A 17,312-nucleotide genomic window follows, 5' to 3' on the forward strand; every position below is an offset into this window, starting at 1 on the left:
CTACACCCCCTCCTTCGCGGCGTAGTCAATACGAGGATCGAGAATCGCGTACAAGACATCAATCAAAATGACAACGAGGACATATACAGCTCCAATAAACAACGTCGTTCCTTGAATCATCGGAAAATCCCGCGAGCTAATCGCTTGAATCGCCAAAGTACCCACTCCCGGCCAGCCAAAAACCTGCTCGACAATCACAGCCCCACCCAGCAAGCCAGCCAGCTCCAGGCCAATGACAGCCACAATCGGAATCATCACATTGCGAAAAGCGTGCCGCAGCAGCACAATTCGTTCATTCATCCCTTTCGCACGTGCTGTTCGGATATAGTCATTGGACAAAACCTCTACCATGCCAGCACGAGTGAGTCGGCTAAGTGCCGTCGCCATCAATGTCCCCAAGGTAAACGCTGGAAGAACCATGTCTTTTAGCCCCGTCCCTCCCGCAATCGGAAACCAGCCCAAATGGACGGAGAAAACAAGGATAACGAGTAAGCCCAACCAAAAGCCGGGTATAGACATACCAAAGGTGGAAAAGGTCATAATCGCTCCATCAATGGGTGTATCCTTGTATTTCGCCGCTAGGACACCCAGCCCGATACCGATCACAACTGCCACCACGAGGCTGGCTACTGCCATTTTTGCTGTCGCGGGAAAACGATCAGCAATTTCTGTGCTGACAGGCCGGCCCGTTTTCAGGGAAGTGCCGAGATCCCCTTTCAAAACGCCAGAAGCATAGTCGAGATACTGGACGACCAAAGGTTTGTTCAAGCCCAGCTCTCCGCGAAGCGATTCGATTTGTTCCACAGTCGCCCGCTGCCCTAGCATGATCCGCACAGGGTCACCCGGGATGAGATGAATGAGCAGAAATGTAAAAACGGAGAGTCCAAACAGGACAATGATGCCCGACAATAAGCGCTTCACTATATACTGCTTCATGAGGTCTTCACCCAGATGTGAGAAACGGTATGAACTAGCTTCTTCCTGTTGCGTTCCGGCACTTTGTTCTCCTCCCTTTTTCATCACTAACGACACTTGTCGTTATAGTGTCGTTATTAGTTAAAAATAGTCTATTTCAAATTTACAGAAAGTTCAACTTGTTTTTTTCTTACTTCATTCAAAAAGAGCATGGTCCCATTCTACCATGCCCCTTCTGAAGAATCGTTCCGTCCTCATTCCTTGCCGTACCTCATCTGTAGCAATACATTTGCCGTTAGCTGTGGATGACTGAGCGGAAAATGATGCGCGACGGAGAGCCTTTCGATCTCTACATTTGCTCCCCTGAATGCATCCTCTGTTTCTTTTGTCAGCTGATACGTTTTATCCTGTGTTCCCCATACGATCTGGACTGGAAAAGGGAAAGGCTGTGTCGCTCCCATTTGCCGGAATTCATTCATCAAATAGCGCAGAACGTCTGTATGTGTCTTGCTGATGCGTGGGGATTGCAGGAGCTTACCTGCCCTGTCTACATAGCCTTTTGGCATTTCCTCCGTGGACTGAAATACCCCTTGCTCAAGCATTGCTTTTTCCAATTTGGCTGGCGTTACCTGCTTTTGCAAAAAACGCTGAAGGAGGGCTGGACTTTTTCCCAATCCCGCCAGCAGCAAAGAATACTTCGGCGCATGCAGGGGCGGCTGCAAAAGGTATAGCTTCTCGATTTTTTCCGGTACTCGCTTTGCTGCCTCCCACGCCAAAAACCCGCCAAATGAATGTCCTGCAAGATGAACCGGGGACGGTAGCTGCCGTAATGCCTCGGCCACTGCCTCGATAAAGCCCTCGATCGGTTTTTCGTGATGGTGATAGGGTGATCTGCCAAACCCGGGCAAATCCAATAACCATACTGCCTGTTCGCCCAGCTGTTCAGCGAGCGGAAGTAAATCGCTCATCTCACTGAAAAGCCCATGCACGAGCAGCCACGGAGTACCCGAGCCTTCTTTCTTGTACGCGGCCATGCCTGCGATTTGCTCTCGGTGAAAGTGAGGAGGCACTTTCTGATCCTTGACCGACAAACGATAGTCCAGATCGGCAATCACACTGGGAAGATAAGCCGCTACGTCGTAATCATCGAGGCCTTTTTTCGCTTTCATTTGCTGAAAGGGAGCGAGCGGGAAGTCTTTCTTTACGATAAAATCCATCGAATTGGCAGGTACCCCGAGCAAGCGGTTGCCGCCGTTATGGAGAATTTTTTTCAAGACCGATACCGGGAAAGGAATCACTGGTGGCTTCATCCGTAATTCTTTGGCCATCAACAAAATTAACTCCGAAAAAGCTGGCGTCGCACTACGCTCATTTAAGGCGTAATACGTTTGATGTTCGATGTAATTTGCCTCTACAATTCCCACAATGACCTCGGCTAAATCGTCGACGGCCAGCAAAGGCAACCACCACTCCTTGCCACCGGGAAGAACAGGGAACTTACCACGCCGCATGGAGCTGATCACGAGCCCCAATCCATCTGTTTGTTCTGTGGTCCCGGTGCTTCTTGGGCCTATGATCGTACTCGGATTCACCACGACCAGCGGCATTCCTTTTTGGTACGCCTCTTGTCTAAGGTATAGATCGGCCAGAAACTTGTATTTCTCGTAGCCCCCTGCCTCTCGTAAAAGATCGGTTGGCGCAAAAACATCTGTCCCCAACTTCCCGCTCTCATCGTCAAACGGACTCATGTAGCCAACGATATGAATCAGCTTTTGCAGACGCTGTTGTTTATGCAATTCGTTTGCTACTGCTGTGAGATGAGTTACTCCTCGTAAAATCACGTCTCTCCCCACCGTTTCATCCATCGAAATATCCATCGGGACACCTGCATGGATGATGACAGTTGCGCGCAATACCTGGCGGTAATCGCTCGCTGATAATCCCAAGCCCTCCTTTCGCAAATCACCCCGCACGGCCTTGCAATTAGACCTCTCTGTAGGTGTCATCTGCATCAGCAATTCATCCCACTTCTCAGGCGAACGAACCAGCGCCAGCACGGTATGACCAGCTCGTGCCAGCTGTTTTGTTACCTCCTTGCCGATAAATCCAGTCGCACCGGTTACAAAAACGACAGCCATTGTTTCTGCCTCCTTTATATTTATAGTACTAATCAGTACTAATTCACTTCAAAAAAATCCTACACTTGAATCAAGTGCAGAAGTGTCTGACCTGCGCCTATGAGTACCTGTGCATGACCCTGCGATTCAGCCATGAGCATCGCTCCCTCCACAATGGTCACGAGCAAGACTGCCGTTTGCTGAATCGAGATATTTTCCTTGAATTCCCCACGGGCGATTCCCTCCACGAGCAGCTTTTCCGCTAGGTTCTGCCATTCGATCAGGAACTCGTTGATTCGCGCTTTGACCTCCGGTATTTGTGCCGACAGCAAGGAAAGGATCGGACAGCCTCCTACACAGGAGCGGCCCTCCAGTTCTTCTGCGATGGTGGTAAAAATCAGCCCTACCCGTGCGGAAACAGACAGGTCTGTCCGTTGCAAAATGGCTTCCAGTGCTCCTCTCAGGACGTTGATTCTGTAGCCGAGTACAGCTACGACGAGCTCCTCCTTGCTTTTGAAGTGGTAGTAAATGTTGGACTTGGAGACTTTGCTATGTGCTACGACGTCATCCATGCTGGTATTCATGAGTCCTTTTTGCAAAAACAAATTGGATGCAGTGGCGATGACATGGTCACGGTTTGAGGTTCGTTTCATGATTAGAACTATATAGTACTAACAGGTGATTGTCAATCAGTGGAGGAGAAGAAAAAGCGCAGTTCTCTTCGACTCTGACACGCCCGCAAGGGAGATTGACTGTTCGTCTCCACTTCAAAAAGGGGACCGTCGAGCCAAAGCCACCCTACGGGCGGAAGGTTCTCGAAGAAGAAGTGTTCGACAAGCGTGGTCCCCTTTTTGAAGTTCCGACTGGGTAGGTGTTGTCAAGGTCTGCGAGCCCTGCGCTTTTTCTTCTCACCAGCTTTGTTGGTTGACCGCTACTTTTAAAACTTAATATAAAAAAGAAAAGGTTGATACCGTCTGTCACGGTATCAACCTTCATCCATTACGTGATCGCAAATCTGTTACATTTCGTTACGGCAGTAAGCATGGCAGCCGCCAGATCATTTTCCCGGCTATCTCGTGCCCTTCTTAGATAAAGACAGCGCAGAAAGTTCTTGCTGTTCACTCTAGCGATAACTTGAGCACGACTTTTTGGAAGCTCGGCACAGCTTGCTAAACTATTGATCCAGTCAGCGAGCTCCTGCTCGGTAAGCAAACCTTTGTCTATCATGATATCTACGATGCTCGCGAGTCGTTCGTCCTCTTCCTCATTGAAAATGTGCTTTTCGTTATGCAGCACGCCCTGGATCGCACGAAGAACGTCTCGCTGTACGGCTTCATCGCTTTCTGGGCACTGTACCAGCTCTACGAATACGTCTGCACCGTGAGCTGTACTGTGAGCCCAGCCTCCCTCGAACAAATAGCCGCGCAAATCCTTCTCCTCTTGAAAATAGCGGAGCATGGCAGTTCTCACGTGTTGGAAATCAGCTAGCGCCAAAAAAGGCTTCTGTCTGTGACGGCGCAAAATCAATGCAATCGGCAACGAAGAGAATGTCCTCGTAAATACGGCTGGGTCACCATCGCTTCCGATCTGATAGAACAAATGCTTTTCGTCGGTCAGTTCTCGCAGGAGGCTACGCAATTGTGCTTCTGTCAGCTGGTTCTCATCGAGAATCCACTCATAGAATGCCGGGTAGATGAGGTTATCCCGCAATTCCGGGTCAGGGTCACCAATATATTGCAGCAATAGTCCGACGAAATCTTGCAGTTGTTCCCCTTCACGCAACTGGTATTGTTCCTGCTCCAATCTTTGCAGATCCAGCATGAGCTGGGTTCTTGTATCGCTGACGTGTTCAACCGCTCTCAACATGATCAAGATTTCCTCGATCACGATATCTGGTTCATCGTGATGAATATAATGCCCGCTGCGAGTAGCCATTCTTTGCTTGCTTGAGGTTGAAAGTCTCTTGAAATCGGCTTGCAGACGTTGTTCAATGGTTAAGATTTCCTCGTTCGGCCATTCCTCGTCCCACACGTCCGGTAAGCCTCTCGTGATAATCGAGACAGGTATGTCACTTTGCCGAAAATAGTCTACGATCTCTTGATAGCTCCGTATCTTATCGATCTTTTCTCGATTGAGCATCGGATTCTCATAATATTCTCTATTGGCTGCGATCAGGTTGTCAGGCAGAACCTTTTCATATGCGAGCTCCTTATATTCGGGAGCAGCATCAACCAAAACTATCCCTGAAACAAGCTGCGGATATAGACTAGCAAACAGTCTAGCGACCAAACCGCCAAAAGAATGTCCGACTAAGATACAAGGCGCCTCCACCTCAATCTCCTGCAACAAATCGTATAGCTCCTCCACCAGATCGCGACAAGTCCGGGGGACGACCGCTACCGCTGGACTCCTGCCAATACCCGCCCGATCGTAGGATAAGGTAGACGCTTCCTGCGAGATGCGGTCTTGAACGATCTGCCATGTCTCACCGCTATCGCCCATTCCTGCTAAGAAGATCACACAAGGTGCTCCACTTTTTCGCGAATATAGCCTATGTATCCGTCGACACATGATCCCAGTCATCCTCCATGTAACGAACCAGCCAATTCAATGCTCTGTGTCTTTCTACGACTACTTCGTCATTCAAACCGCCTGCAACCGTGCGATTGTTGATGCGCGCATCCACGCATGCCCAGTCATAGCGATAGATTAAATCTGCTTGGTCGAGAATCTCCTGTTTGCTTCTCACCACCGCATTGCCGTAAAAGGTGTCATAGTCACCTGCGCTTCTGAGAGCATCAATCGCGGTGTTCACATCACAAATTTTATCAGGGAAATGGAGCTCTTCCACATACCCGAGCGCCCACAGCAGTACCCAGTAGCATTCGTACATCCATACCATCTGAATCATATCGGTTCGGTCTGGCTGAGGATCCTTCAAGAAGTCTCTCTCTTTTTCCGTAAAGAATTCAGCAGCGCCAAACTGCTCAATAATTCCCTCGATGAACTCCCGCTCTTCCTTGATTTGTCCGTTTTCGGCGATCCCTCCGGCATATACCGCAATCAAGCATAGAGCAATCGCTCGCTGGACCATCTCATCCTTGCTCCTGATGACAGCGTCCTCGTCGCCTACGATGACAGGAAGATGCTGGATGTACGGAATGCCTTGCTCCTGCAATAGCTCGATGCTCCGCTCCTTGCGCGCTTCTCCTGACTGGGAGGGCTGAATATGTCCATCGATCAGGTCTACGCTGACCGTCACCAGAAAATCGTCCACTTCGGACTCTCCTGCCGTATTGAGAATCAACCTTCCTTGCTTATCGAGCATGTCTCCGGTAGGGAGAAAGACGATCCCGTGTACTTCTTCGGCAATCGCCATAATGGCCGCAAACGTCTTCTGGTCGATTTCCTTACTCGCTACAATTCCTACCGCCACATTGAGCGCTGTAATTTGGTACAACAGCTTTTGCTGGACCTTCTCGTGGGCCGTTTCAATCTGTGCGAAGTAACCGTACATCCCTTTTTTCATCTGAAGAAAGTCTTCTTGGTCATCATCCTCGCGCATAAGATTGAAGGTGATCTTGCTCTTGCTAAACCATTTTTTATCTGTCACGGTCACGGCCCGCTCGTCTGCGGATACCTCTACCAATTGATCACGAAAAGCCTCGACAATCGCAGCGACGACTTTCTCGCATTGTTGGATGGAGACATAGATGGTGCATTGATTCATCTGGCAACCTCCTTTGCTGAGCAAACATTTTCAAGGTGCTGAATTTTGTAATCAATAGTCAATTATGGTATTCTAACCCTGTTTAATCAAGCACGAATCTTTATAGTTATCGGCGAATCTACCACGATGATTGAAGGTGAAACCTATGAAAAACATCCTATTAGAGGAGTTCTCTCCCATTTGTCCGATTCAAGCTTTTGTCGAAGAGGATGAGAACGGCGTCTTTTTTTATTTGTGGGATTATCCCGGTGAGGAGCATGCCAGCATTCGCTCTTATTTGTGGGATTATCCCGGTGAGGAGCATGCCAGCATTCGCTCTTGTTGGGTAAGAAATTACGGACCTGCACCGGACTCGATCGATTTCGATGCCATGCAGGATGGTCAAGCTCCCATGCTGCCACGCGATTGCTGCGCTCATCCGGATGGAGCAGACAGGCTGGACCCGGAACGGCTCTCGATCGTTTGGCTGGAGGAAGGTGATGCAGCGGCACTTTTGTATGAGGATGAGGTGCTGTGTGTGATTCCCAGCTGGGCTGGCCCTTCCCCGGACGGCTCGCACTATCCTTCGTATGCACGAGATTGCACCGGAGAATCTCATTTATGCTTTCCACTGGGAACACCAGAAACGAACGCCATGTTTGCCCGTATCGAGGCTGCCCAGCATTTTTGGACGAGCTGGGATGGCAACCCTTGGCCTGACATCCAGCAGCAGTTCATGGACGCGATTACCTCGACTCTCGGCCCAGTTAAACAGTATTACGGCATCGACGGCGGTCACTGGCCCCCGAAAGCATTGGTAACCATCGAAAAAGGTGAAGTTACCTATGCGATGACCCTTGGCGTGTCCATATTGCGCCAGCCAAAAGTCGAGCAGTATACAGAAGAGCCAGAGCAATTACGCCGATTCGAGCTAGCCTTTGCCTGCGAAACCAAATGGCTTGCCCAAAACGAACAGCAATTGCTGGCCTACATCAGTGGCCAAACCTCTCTGCCGTGGTCGTATATGACCTTCCTCGCACAAGGTCACACCATTCCGTGCCAGGAAATCAGTCAAATCAACAGCCGCTTCTCCTCCATGCTGCTCGCAAAGCCTGAGGATGCACCAACCATTCCACTTCCGCTCATGGCAGGCGATCCTGTGAATCTGTTATGGATGATCCCGATTACCGCAGAGGAACAGCAGTATGCAGAAATGAACGGTTCTGAGCAATTGTTTCAGCGCTCCGCGGGAGATGGTGCGGAATGGATTTTTAATGGGGTAGCGAAATTTATGAAGTAAGCGTGAAGCTTGAAAACAGTTTCTGCGGAATACATTCTGTGGGGACTGTTTTTTGTTTTCTCAACACTTTGAGACGGGAAGATATTATATGAATCCCCGTGAATCTGCTTTTAAGATGGTTCACAAAAGCCGCATCAGAAGAAGCGCATTTCCAGTCGAAGCGCCTCTGGAGCCCGCCCCAGCGCAGGAATAAATGGCGGGGGTTTTCAGCTTCACTTATGGAATCCTGCATCGAATATTCTACGTTTGAAGCGCTCCCGCCATTTATTCCGGAGCGGACAGTCAATCCCCCCTTGCAGGGCGTAGGCCGAAGCGTAGACTGGAAATGCGCTTCTTCCCCCACAACAGCTACTATTATCAAAACAAAAACCACCCTATTCAGGTGGTTCCAGTAACTACAAATCAAGCAACTCCATTCTCTCCATCTCTTTCTTCCTCTTCGCCTTCATCGCTCTTCTGCCTTCCGACCAAGCCAATGATAGAATCGCGATCCCTCCAATTGCTACCAAGATCAACGTCAGTTCACTGCCTTCTTTAAATAAACCAGTAACATAACCGTAGACCAGGTACGCCAAAAAGAAGCCTGGGAAAATAGCCCCCCAATAAGCGTGATTCAGTCTGCCGAGTAAATTTTGCATCCCCACAATACCGAGCCCAACCAAAAATTGAATCATCCCCGTACTCATCTGTTTTCATCTCTTTCTTGTTTGTATTTTTCAATAACGAGCTTGGCTACCTCTAAACTCATCCGTTCGTCAATGACCAGGTTTTTGATCATTTGCACGAACTCTACTTCCGCTTCCTTGCTATGTAATTCGATCTTTTTAATGATTCGGTCGAGCTTGGCCCTCACTGTTGGGTACGATACACCGTACTCATCAGCCATACCCTTGAGAGAGCCCGAACTGATAATAAACTTCCTGATAAATTCGAGGGTCTCCTTGTCCAGAGCTAACACCCAAGATGGAATTTCGTCGCGTTCCATGAATCGCCTCGCCTCCTGTCTTTCATTATATTAATGAAAATATAAATTTTATTCAAGTATTTTTTAATAAAATGAAAATCAACCATAAAAAAGGAGCATCCTCACCTGATGCTCCCGCTCGTGTCCTCATCCTTCTATTCAACCTTCGTTAATCGAATATCCAGCCAATGTGCCCAACTCTCATTATTGCCCAAATACATTGAGTTCGGCCGCACTTGTCCATGGGTTATTGTTTACCTCGCTTAAGGCACGCAGTTTAATATAGCGACCTGTCTTGGCTGCAAAGCTGACTTCTTTTAACGTCGTATCATTTGCAAAGGTACCTGTGGCTACAGCTGTTCCCCAATTCACTCCATCACTACTGACGTAGAACTCATAGTTCTTGATCGTTCCGTTCACTTGACCATCTTGTCTGGGCAGGTAACTGAATTTGGAAATGCTATACGTTGCACCCAAGTCAATTTGAATCTCGTGCGGCATTGGAGCTACGGGGCTCCATTTCGTGTGCCAAAACGTGCTGTTGTTTCCATCAAAGGCTTTCGGGGCTTCATTGTACAATTCATCGCTGTCTACATATTTTAGCGTCCAATTCGTTTGCGGAATCAGACTAGCTTCTCCTGCTGTGACTGCCACATTCACATTCATGGCAGAATTACTTGTGCTTGTCGTCGTAATCGTTACTCCCGATTTTTCTCCAGTGTAGGTATTACTGTTCGGATTGGTGTCTGGACTAAAGGAAGCAGCATGATTATTATTCGTGTAATAGAATGGGTCTTGGTATTCGCTCACGGATTGCTCTATGTCAATGAAAGGATGAGGATCATTCGTGTTATTATTCATGGATTCATCAATGTGCCAAACCGCGATGCCACCAGAATCTGTTTGCAAGCTAGCATCATATCCAACTTTTTCGCGATTCTCAACTAAAAAATACGTATTATCCTTTAAAGGAACCTTTAAAACATTATAATGATTCGGGATGGCTTGTAGCGTAAAATTGTTAGTGGCATTTACTACAGTTGGTGTGACAAATCCTAATTTTCCTTTTGACCAGGCATCCATATGAGTAGGTGTAGTTCCAGGATCTTCCCCTTGGAGATTATTCCAGGTTCCATTTGCCATTATACTTAGACCACCCACATGATTATTAGCACCATAGAGATCTGGAAGGCCCAAGGAATGACCCAATTCATGAGCAGTGATACCCATCGTTGCCATATGACCAAATTGTTTTTCACCCTGCGTCGTATACATACCTGATACTGTAACACCATCATGATTTGTGTTGGGAGCATACCACTGATGTGCCCAAATATTTGGCACTGCACCACCACTAGCCTCTTCATTACCAGCCAGAACAGTTACAATGTAGAAGCCATCTTTGGAGTCGATGACTTGATCATTATTGGTATCAAAACTAGCAAAGTTCACCTGAGGATCTGCTTTATCCAGTGCATCTGTTATAACCGTCCTAATGTCTTTTCCCGATGTATCCGGATGAGCGTAATCTAATCTTACTTTCACAACTCCATCATTTTGCGTACCATATATTTCGGATGCTGGAGTGATCTGTGCTTTTCCATTACTCACTTCATTATAGTAATGCTTTACTGACTTTTGATTTGCAGAAAAGAATTTGTTGCTCCAATCGTTGGCGCTATATGCGATATCAACATCTGTAAACCCAATTAACAAAACAAGCAATTTTGGGGTTCCTGAAACTGGCGTGACACTTCCGTCAATATTCTCTGGCAATCCCGAAAATTCATTTTGCAGCTCATTCATGAACTCCTGTTTCTTATTTGCTTGAGGGTCGTACTTATTTATCCATTTCATCAATTTGTTCTCATTTACCGCTTTTGAAGGCTTTTTGTCAATTTTATATTTTTTCCCCGTCGATTTCAGATCATCTGATGTAAGTTCAGCGTAATTCCAATACCCCTCCTGATCTTGTAAAAGTACATCGCCATCCTTTGTGCTTGCCCAATGGAACCATTCATCTCCATGCATCACGGCTTGAAACGATTCACCTGACGGTTGCTTTATTTTGACAACTCCATCGTATGCGGGTGCGGCAAAAACATCCGTTTGAAAGTACAAAACACAAATCAAAGAAAAAACAGACGTGATCAGGTATTTAAAACTTTTTTGCATAGCCATTCCTCCTGTTTTAGAAGTTGTTCTCCTGTGGGAATGGTTCCCTCTATAGATTCATGAAGAACACCCCCCTTTCTATGGCAGGCGGAAAATTCTGTTGATAACTGCACCAGATTCATACATAGGATGAATGGACAGATCATCTATACAGAACAACCAGAATACCCTTACCTACAATATTGGTAAATTTTGTCAACATGTTAACTTTTTCTATAAATCGGGGATTTTTTTATAATTAGCCAATAAAACGGAATTGATGGAGCATGCTTGCGGCACCCCATATAGAAAAAATCCCGCCCCTCATGATGAGAAGCGGGATCACCTATCATTATTTGAATGCCTTTCCTGTTACTGCATCCAGCCTAAAGCCAGAAATCGTGTCCACCGTATAAACCAGAAGTGGCTTTTGTTGCAGCTTCCCATCTGCTACTGGAAGCACATACCCCAATTCAACCGGATGACTCTGCAAAAATCGCTTGGCTGCTTCTTCCCTCGATAGGACTGTATCCAATTCCGGGAAGGATTCAGTCGGACTCGTGAAGTAGTCCATGAAATTGACAATCTCCCCGTTCTGCCCATCCACATTGACGAGGTAATGCTGGTCAGCAACGATCACGCCATTATGAAGGGCGTAAAAAGTGAAGCTGTAAGCCGTTGCAGAAGGCATCGACATCTGGGTCTCATCGATTTTCAGTTCCTTCACACTGCTGTCCAGATAAGGCTGCAAAAACTGAACTGCTTTTTCCTTGGCCTCCTCATAGCTAAGCTGGGCATTTATTGGATGGTTCTGATGCAGTGTGGAGCTGGCCGTCTCTTTACTGCGGCGCACCTGAAAGCCTGTGATTACCCCGTCGTTTGAGTAGACAGTGACTCTGCCTAGCCCTTCCTTGGCCTTGTAGGTCGTCATCTGCTCGCCCTTCATCGTCTTCCTACCACCAGTGAGGAGAAATCCGTCCAGATTCACCTGAAACTGTTCCGTCACAGCCTTCGCCACTTCTTCCTCTGTTTGCACAGCGACCTTCTTACTTCCAGGCGTTACCGGGATGGCAGCGGAGTACCGGCTTTTATGTGACGCTTCCCCCCATACTTCTTCTCCTGTCACCGCATTCACATATCCAGTCGTCTGGAGAGAAAACGTCAGCGATGGCTTCCCATTATGTCTCGAACTCGCAAAATAGGTAAGCTCCATGAGCGACGCCACTTTCGCTGTGATTTCTTCTTCGGACAATACAGCGTCCGGTTCAGCAAACGACTTCGACGATATTTGCAGTGGCGCAGCTTCGAACGTATTGGCATATGTGACGATATTACTGTTGACGCCAACGACGTATCGGTCCGAGAAAACGGGCAGCCCATTTGCATAGCGCGTATAGGTCACCGCATCCCAATCATTGCCGCTGGTCTGACTCGATTGGTACTGTTTGAATTCGTCTCCCAACAGCGCTTGTAAAAAGGCAGCAGATACTTGCTTCGCTTGTTCTTCTGTAGGCGAAGGTGCCCCTTCATTCAACGCTCTCTCATTTTCGTAGCGGCTCATTTTCCCCGTGGCTGCCACCATCTCCACAGATGCATACCGTTGTTCCTTTCCTTGCTCCTTTTGATAGAAGACAATTTCATAGATCCCATCTTCTTTTCCGATGACGTTGGGTTCCATCGTCTTTAGTTCCGGAACGAGATTGAACAGCTTTTCCAAGGTTTGCTTCGCGGCAGGGGATACTTCCGCCAGCTTCAGCTGCTGACCTTTCAACACGAGCGGAACTTCTGGCTGCGTCGTCATGATGGATTCCGGATTGGTAATCAGCCGGGTAAAAATCGGCGCCAGCAAAAAGACTGCTAGCAGCACCGCTGCGGATAATCCCAGTCGAATTGTCGTGCGTCGCGTTTTGCTTCTGCTGCGATGCTGTTGATCGACCTCGACCAGCTTTCTTTCCAATGTGTGCAAAAACTCGCTGCGGGGGACTGCATCCGGTCTGTTCCGAAATTCCTGTAACACTTCTTCATCGCTAGGAAATTTCATGCACACCATCCCCCTTTTCATAAATGTGTAACGCCGTTTCTTTTACCATCTTCATCGCGCGGTGAAAGTCTACCTTGACCTTCGCCTCTGTGCAGCCGAGAATTTCCGCTGTTTCCTTCACCGTATACTCTCTAATTCCCCGCAATACGATGACGTTTCGGTACTTGGGCTTTAGTTGCAGTAGCGCTTTTTCAAAATGAGTACGTTCCTCTTTATCCTGAAACTCTTTTTCCGGCAACCCCTCTGAGCTGGGCAACAGCTTTAGCAATGTCCCGGCAAAAATCGTTTGCAGCCGTTTCTTTCTGTATTCATCGATGGCGACATGCTTGGCAATATGTAAAATCCAAGTGCGCATACTCGAGCGCTCCTCAAATCTGTGCAAGGATTTAATGACGCGTACAAACACTTCTTGGGTCAAATCCTCTGCGGCTTCCCGACTTCCGATAAAATGATAGAGATACTGATAGACTTCTTTGGAATACATCCTGTATATCCCTGATATGTCTTGCTGACCTCGATCTTCTCGAGCATCCAAGGCTTCCTCCTCCTCTTCTCGCGACAGGACATGATGGAATCCCGCCCCTCATAATGGGAAGCGGGATCGAATACGATTATTTGAATGATTTTCCTGTTACCGCGTCAAGCAAGAAGTAAGAGACCGTGTCGATAGAATAAACCATACTTGGCTTTGCTTGCACCTTCTCGTTCTGAACAGGGAACATGTACCCGAGCACAGCTGGTCGGTCTTTCAAAAACTGTTTGGCGGCTGCTTCTTTGGAAATGGCGGTCTTTTTGTCCGGGAAAGGAGCAGCAGGCTTCGTAAAGTAGTCCATGAAATTCACGATTTCCCCGGTCTGTCCGTCTACGTTGACGAGGTATTGCTGGTCTGTCACGACCACTCCGTCATGCAGGGCGTAGAAGCTGAAACTGTATGCCGTTGCAGAAGGCATCATGATCTTGGTCTGATCGATCTTCAGCTCTTTCACACTAGCGTCGAGGTACGGTTGCAAAAACTGAACCGCTTTTTCCTTGGCTTGCTCGTATGAAAGCTGGGCATTCGCCGGTTTGTTGCCATGCTGTATGGTATGGGCCATCTCGACTTTTCCACGGACCTGGAAGCCGGTCACTTCGTTGTTGTTCGTATAGACCGTGATACTGCCATCTCTTCCCTTGGACTTGTAAATCGTTTCCCCTTCCCCTTTTATTTCCGCTGGGGTATGTGTATCCGTCTCTAACGCGATTCCATCCATTTTCATTTGAAATTCTTCTGTCAGCACCTTCGCAGCTTCATCGGCATTGTTGACTGTGAACTTCTTGCCGCCTGGCTTGACCCCTATGACATCCGAGTAACGGCTTTTAAGGGAAGAGGCACTCTCGATTTCTTCTCCTGTCACAGCATCCAAGTATCCGGTCGACTCCAGCGAGTATTTCAAAGTCGGCTTTCCTGTCTCCTTTTTATGAGCGGAATAAGTGAGCTCCATGAGCGCAGCGACTTTCCCCGTCACTTCTTCTTTGGACAATACCTTTCCGGGCTTGGCAAACAAGGAGGAGGCTGCTCGGAGCGGGGCACCTTCAAACGTGTTCACGTACATGACACTCGAACTGTTGACGCCAACGACATAACGATCGGTGAAAACAGGTACACCATGCTCGTGGCGCGTGTAGGTGACAGCATCCCATTCTCCCTTGGTTGTCTGAGTGGCTTTGTACTTTTTGAAATCATCGCCCAGGAGCTTTTGCAAAAATGCCGCAGATTTTTGTTTGGCAACCGCCTCCGATGGCTGATTGTTTTGCTTCTGCATTTCCTGTTCGTTTTCGTAGCTATGCAAAGCACCTGTCGTTGCATCCAGACCCACCATGGCATACAGCTCCATCTTGCCTGGGGCAATTCCTTTGTCAAAGCGCAGCTCGTACACACCGTTTTTCGGTCCGTTAATCTTTTTGTCCATGCTTTTTAATTCAGGCTGGATGGCGTAGAGCGTCTGGAGTGTTTTTTCTGCTGCTGGTGAGAGCTTCACTCCCTGTCCTTGATTGGTCGCAGCTTGTACGATCATTATTGGATGTTGCAGCCACAGCGGAGTTGTCGCCAACAGACTTGCCATGAATAATGTGCTTGCCAATTTCTTTGTATGTTTCACAGTTGTTCCCTCCCAAGGAATTTTGTGTTTGTTTTTTGTCCTATGTAATAGTCGAAAAAACCACAGGGAGGTTACAAAATAAAAAAACCACCCTTTCAGGTGGCGATTTTCATGACCCGTGAGCAGTAGATAGAGACTCTCCTGTAGCATCTGTTTGAAAATGAGCTCCCCACTCTCGCAAATACTCAATGACAGGTCCCAAGCCTTTCCCTAGCTCGGTCAGTTCGTACTCTACTTTTGGCGGAACGACAGGATACACTTCACGCTTGACGATTCCTGCTTCCTCCAACTCCCGCAATTGTTCTGCCAGCATTTTATGATTCACACCGATTATATTTTTCTTTAACTCACCGTACCTTTTTTTCCCTCGGAGCAACTGACAAATGATCGATATCTTCCACCTTCCCGCAAAAACCGAGACGGCAAGCTCGATCGGGCAAGGATATTCCTTGCCATTTAATAGGTACATCATCGCTGGCCTCTTCATCCCACTCACTTCCCTTTTCGTAAGTATTAACCGAAAAAGTGCGTACTTACTTTTCTTTAGTGTATTCGGTATGCTCAGTTTTGTAAAACACCCATTTTCTATCAACGGTTTCATAAACTTATTCGAAAGTAGGTATGACATCATGCGTAAAGATCAAATCATAGAAGCTTATCAATTCAGACATGCCTGCAAGGAGTTTGATGCAGCTAAAAAAATTACGAATGAAGACTTTGATTTTATTATGGAGACTGCTCGCCTGTCGCCTAGCTCCTTTGGCTTTGAACCATGGAACTTCCTCGTGCTGCAAGATCCGGTTCTTAGAGAAAAGCTGTTACCCGTCACATGGGGTGCGCAAAAACAACTGCCAACTGCAAGCCATTTCGTCATCGTACTGGCGCGGACCAAACAAGAAATGACCGCTGATTCCGAATATATCCAGCATATGATGAAAGACACGCAAGACTTGCCAGAAAACGTCGTACAACAAAAAGGCACTGCTTACGATCACTTCCTGAAAAATGATTTCGCCCTGTTTGATGACGAGCGAGTCATGTTCCAATGGGCATCCAGACAGACCTACATCGCACTTGGCAATATGATGACGTCTGCTGCCATGATCGGCATTGATTCCTGCCCCATTGAAGGCTTTGCAAAAGAAAAGGTCGAGGATATCCTAGCAGCGGAGGGACTCCTCGACAGAGAGCGTTTCGGCGTCGCCTGCATGGTGGCTTTTGGCTACCGGAAAAATGAGCCCCGTGCGAAAACGAGACAAGCGAAGGAAGAGATTATTCGTTTTATCGGGTAAAATCAATGATTAGCTTCACGTAAAAAGCATTCGTATTGCGAATGCTTTTTGTCGTTTTATATAAATTTCAGTGAGTCTTCCTTATCACTAAATGTGAAAGATTAGTGAACATGACTAACATATATTTACAATTATCCAAATAATTGATATCTTGTTCTTGTCCCAAATTTTACATACTCAGGAGGAATTTACATGAAAAAGTTTGCTACTACTGGTCTACTTGCCCTAACACTCGTATTAAGTGTATCTGCATCCGCATTTGCTGCCGTATACCCTGATAATGAACCAAACAATACCAGAGACACTGCAAATGTTTTTCATGTAGCTGATGGAAACCAAATTAACGGTAAACTGGATAGACATAACGGAGACCAGCAAGATTACTTCAAGTTTACTCCTACCGTAAATCAAAAAGTCCGTTTTCAAATCGCCTACTCCAAAGCTAATAAGCAAGAATTCAAACTAATATTGGGTTCAAACGAGACTACTTTAACGAAAGACTATTTCGATGTAAATTTAGTTGCTGGAAAAGAATACACTTTTAAAGTTGAAGGACACTCTTACGATTACGATAATAACAACTTCAACTATTCCGTATATACTTACGTGTTGCCAAACTAATAAACATAACAAAGTCGCCAGCAATGGCGACTTTGTTTCATATGAAACATAAAAACAACCA

Annotated in this window: 15 protein-coding genes and 1 pseudogene; 3 read left to right on the forward strand and 13 right to left on the reverse strand. The window is 47.2% G+C overall.

What is annotated here, in order from left to right; all coding sequences use genetic code 11:
• The 6 genes and pseudogenes from nikB to HP398_RS24210 all read right to left on the reverse strand — a co-directional run bounded on the left by nikB (position 1) and on the right by HP398_RS24210 (position 6,762).
• The gene (nikB, locus tag HP398_RS24185) at positions 1-936 is read right to left on the reverse strand and encodes a nickel ABC transporter permease (protein WP_026043338.1); all 936 of its coding nucleotides are present in this window, start codon (positions 934-936) and stop codon (positions 1-3) included.
• Between the two features lie 233 nt (positions 937-1,169).
• Positions 1,170-3,053, reverse strand: coding sequence for an alpha/beta fold hydrolase (locus HP398_RS24190; RefSeq protein WP_173623872.1), 1,884 nt, complete (start codon positions 3,051-3,053; stop codon positions 1,170-1,172).
• A gap of 59 nt (positions 3,054-3,112) precedes the next feature.
• Positions 3,113-3,685, reverse strand: a complete 573-nt coding sequence (locus HP398_RS24195) for a TetR/AcrR family transcriptional regulator (protein ID WP_173623873.1) — start codon at positions 3,683-3,685, stop codon at positions 3,113-3,115.
• Between the two features lie 346 nt (positions 3,686-4,031).
• The gene (locus HP398_RS24200; RefSeq protein ID WP_173623928.1) at positions 4,032-4,853 is read right to left on the reverse strand and encodes a DUF2785 domain-containing protein; all 822 of its coding nucleotides are present in this window, start codon (positions 4,851-4,853) and stop codon (positions 4,032-4,034) included.
• Positions 4,854-4,889: 36 nt separating this feature from the next.
• Positions 4,890-5,603 (reverse strand): annotated as a pseudogene (locus HP398_RS31025) (alpha/beta fold hydrolase); the annotation flags it as partial.
• The gene (locus HP398_RS24210) at positions 5,584-6,762 is read right to left on the reverse strand and encodes a DUF4272 domain-containing protein (RefSeq protein WP_017251756.1); all 1,179 of its coding nucleotides are present in this window, start codon (positions 6,760-6,762) and stop codon (positions 5,584-5,586) included. The pseudogene HP398_RS31025 and the gene HP398_RS24210, both read right to left, overlap by 20 nt.
• Positions 6,763-6,907: 145 nt before the next feature.
• Between HP398_RS24210 and HP398_RS24215 the strand changes: the two genes are divergently transcribed.
• Entirely contained in the window at positions 6,908-8,041 is a 1,134-nt protein-coding gene (locus tag HP398_RS24215) for a suppressor of fused domain protein (protein ID WP_173623874.1), read from the forward strand.
• A 395-nt stretch (positions 8,042-8,436) separates the two neighbouring features.
• Here HP398_RS24215 and HP398_RS24220 read toward each other — a convergent pair whose 3' ends face one another.
• The 7 genes from HP398_RS24220 to HP398_RS24250 all read right to left on the reverse strand — a co-directional run bounded on the left by HP398_RS24220 (position 8,437) and on the right by HP398_RS24250 (position 15,810).
• Positions 8,437-8,715 (reverse strand): hypothetical protein, encoded by a 279-nt coding sequence (locus HP398_RS24220; RefSeq protein ID WP_254476338.1) that lies wholly within the window; start codon positions 8,713-8,715, stop codon positions 8,437-8,439.
• 8 nt (positions 8,716-8,723) lie between these two features.
• Positions 8,724-9,026 carry a DUF2089 family protein gene (locus HP398_RS24225; RefSeq protein WP_017251752.1) on the reverse strand — a complete coding sequence of 101 codons (303 nt, stop codon included), beginning with the start codon at positions 9,024-9,026 and terminating at the stop codon, positions 8,724-8,726.
• Between the two features lie 183 nt (positions 9,027-9,209).
• Entirely contained in the window at positions 9,210-11,180 is a 1,971-nt protein-coding gene (locus tag HP398_RS24230; protein ID WP_173623875.1) for a M6 family metalloprotease domain-containing protein, read from the reverse strand.
• A gap of 331 nt (positions 11,181-11,511) precedes the next feature.
• Positions 11,512-13,200 (reverse strand): YcdB/YcdC domain-containing protein, encoded by a 1,689-nt coding sequence (locus HP398_RS24235; protein ID WP_173623876.1) that lies wholly within the window; start codon positions 13,198-13,200, stop codon positions 11,512-11,514.
• Positions 13,187-13,735, reverse strand: coding sequence for an RNA polymerase sigma factor (locus HP398_RS24240; RefSeq protein WP_173623877.1), 549 nt, complete (start codon positions 13,733-13,735; stop codon positions 13,187-13,189). The genes HP398_RS24235 and HP398_RS24240 overlap by 14 nt, the downstream gene beginning before the upstream one ends.
• 76 nt (positions 13,736-13,811) lie before the next feature.
• Positions 13,812-15,338: a YcdB/YcdC domain-containing protein gene (locus HP398_RS24245; RefSeq protein ID WP_017251748.1), complete on the reverse strand. Its 1,527-nt coding sequence runs from the start codon at positions 15,336-15,338 to the stop codon at positions 13,812-13,814.
• Positions 15,339-15,447: 109 nt separating this feature from the next.
• A complete protein-coding gene (locus HP398_RS24250) occupies positions 15,448-15,810 on the reverse strand; it encodes a winged helix-turn-helix transcriptional regulator (RefSeq protein ID WP_017251747.1) in 363 nt (120 codons plus the stop codon).
• Between the two features lie 157 nt (positions 15,811-15,967).
• On the opposite strand from HP398_RS24250, the gene HP398_RS24255 reads away from it, so the two are divergent.
• A complete protein-coding gene (locus HP398_RS24255; protein WP_173623878.1) occupies positions 15,968-16,630 on the forward strand; it encodes an NAD(P)H-dependent oxidoreductase in 663 nt (220 codons plus the stop codon).
• 192 nt (positions 16,631-16,822) lie between these two features.
• Positions 16,823-17,251 carry a hypothetical protein gene (locus HP398_RS24260; protein ID WP_017251745.1) on the forward strand — a complete coding sequence of 143 codons (429 nt, stop codon included), beginning with the start codon at positions 16,823-16,825 and terminating at the stop codon, positions 17,249-17,251.
• Positions 17,252-17,312: the final 61 nt, after the last annotated feature.

This window comes from Brevibacillus sp. HB1.4B, from assembly GCF_013284285.1.
GTDB classification, from domain to species: Bacteria; Bacillota; Bacilli; order Brevibacillales; family Brevibacillaceae; genus Brevibacillus; species Brevibacillus porteri.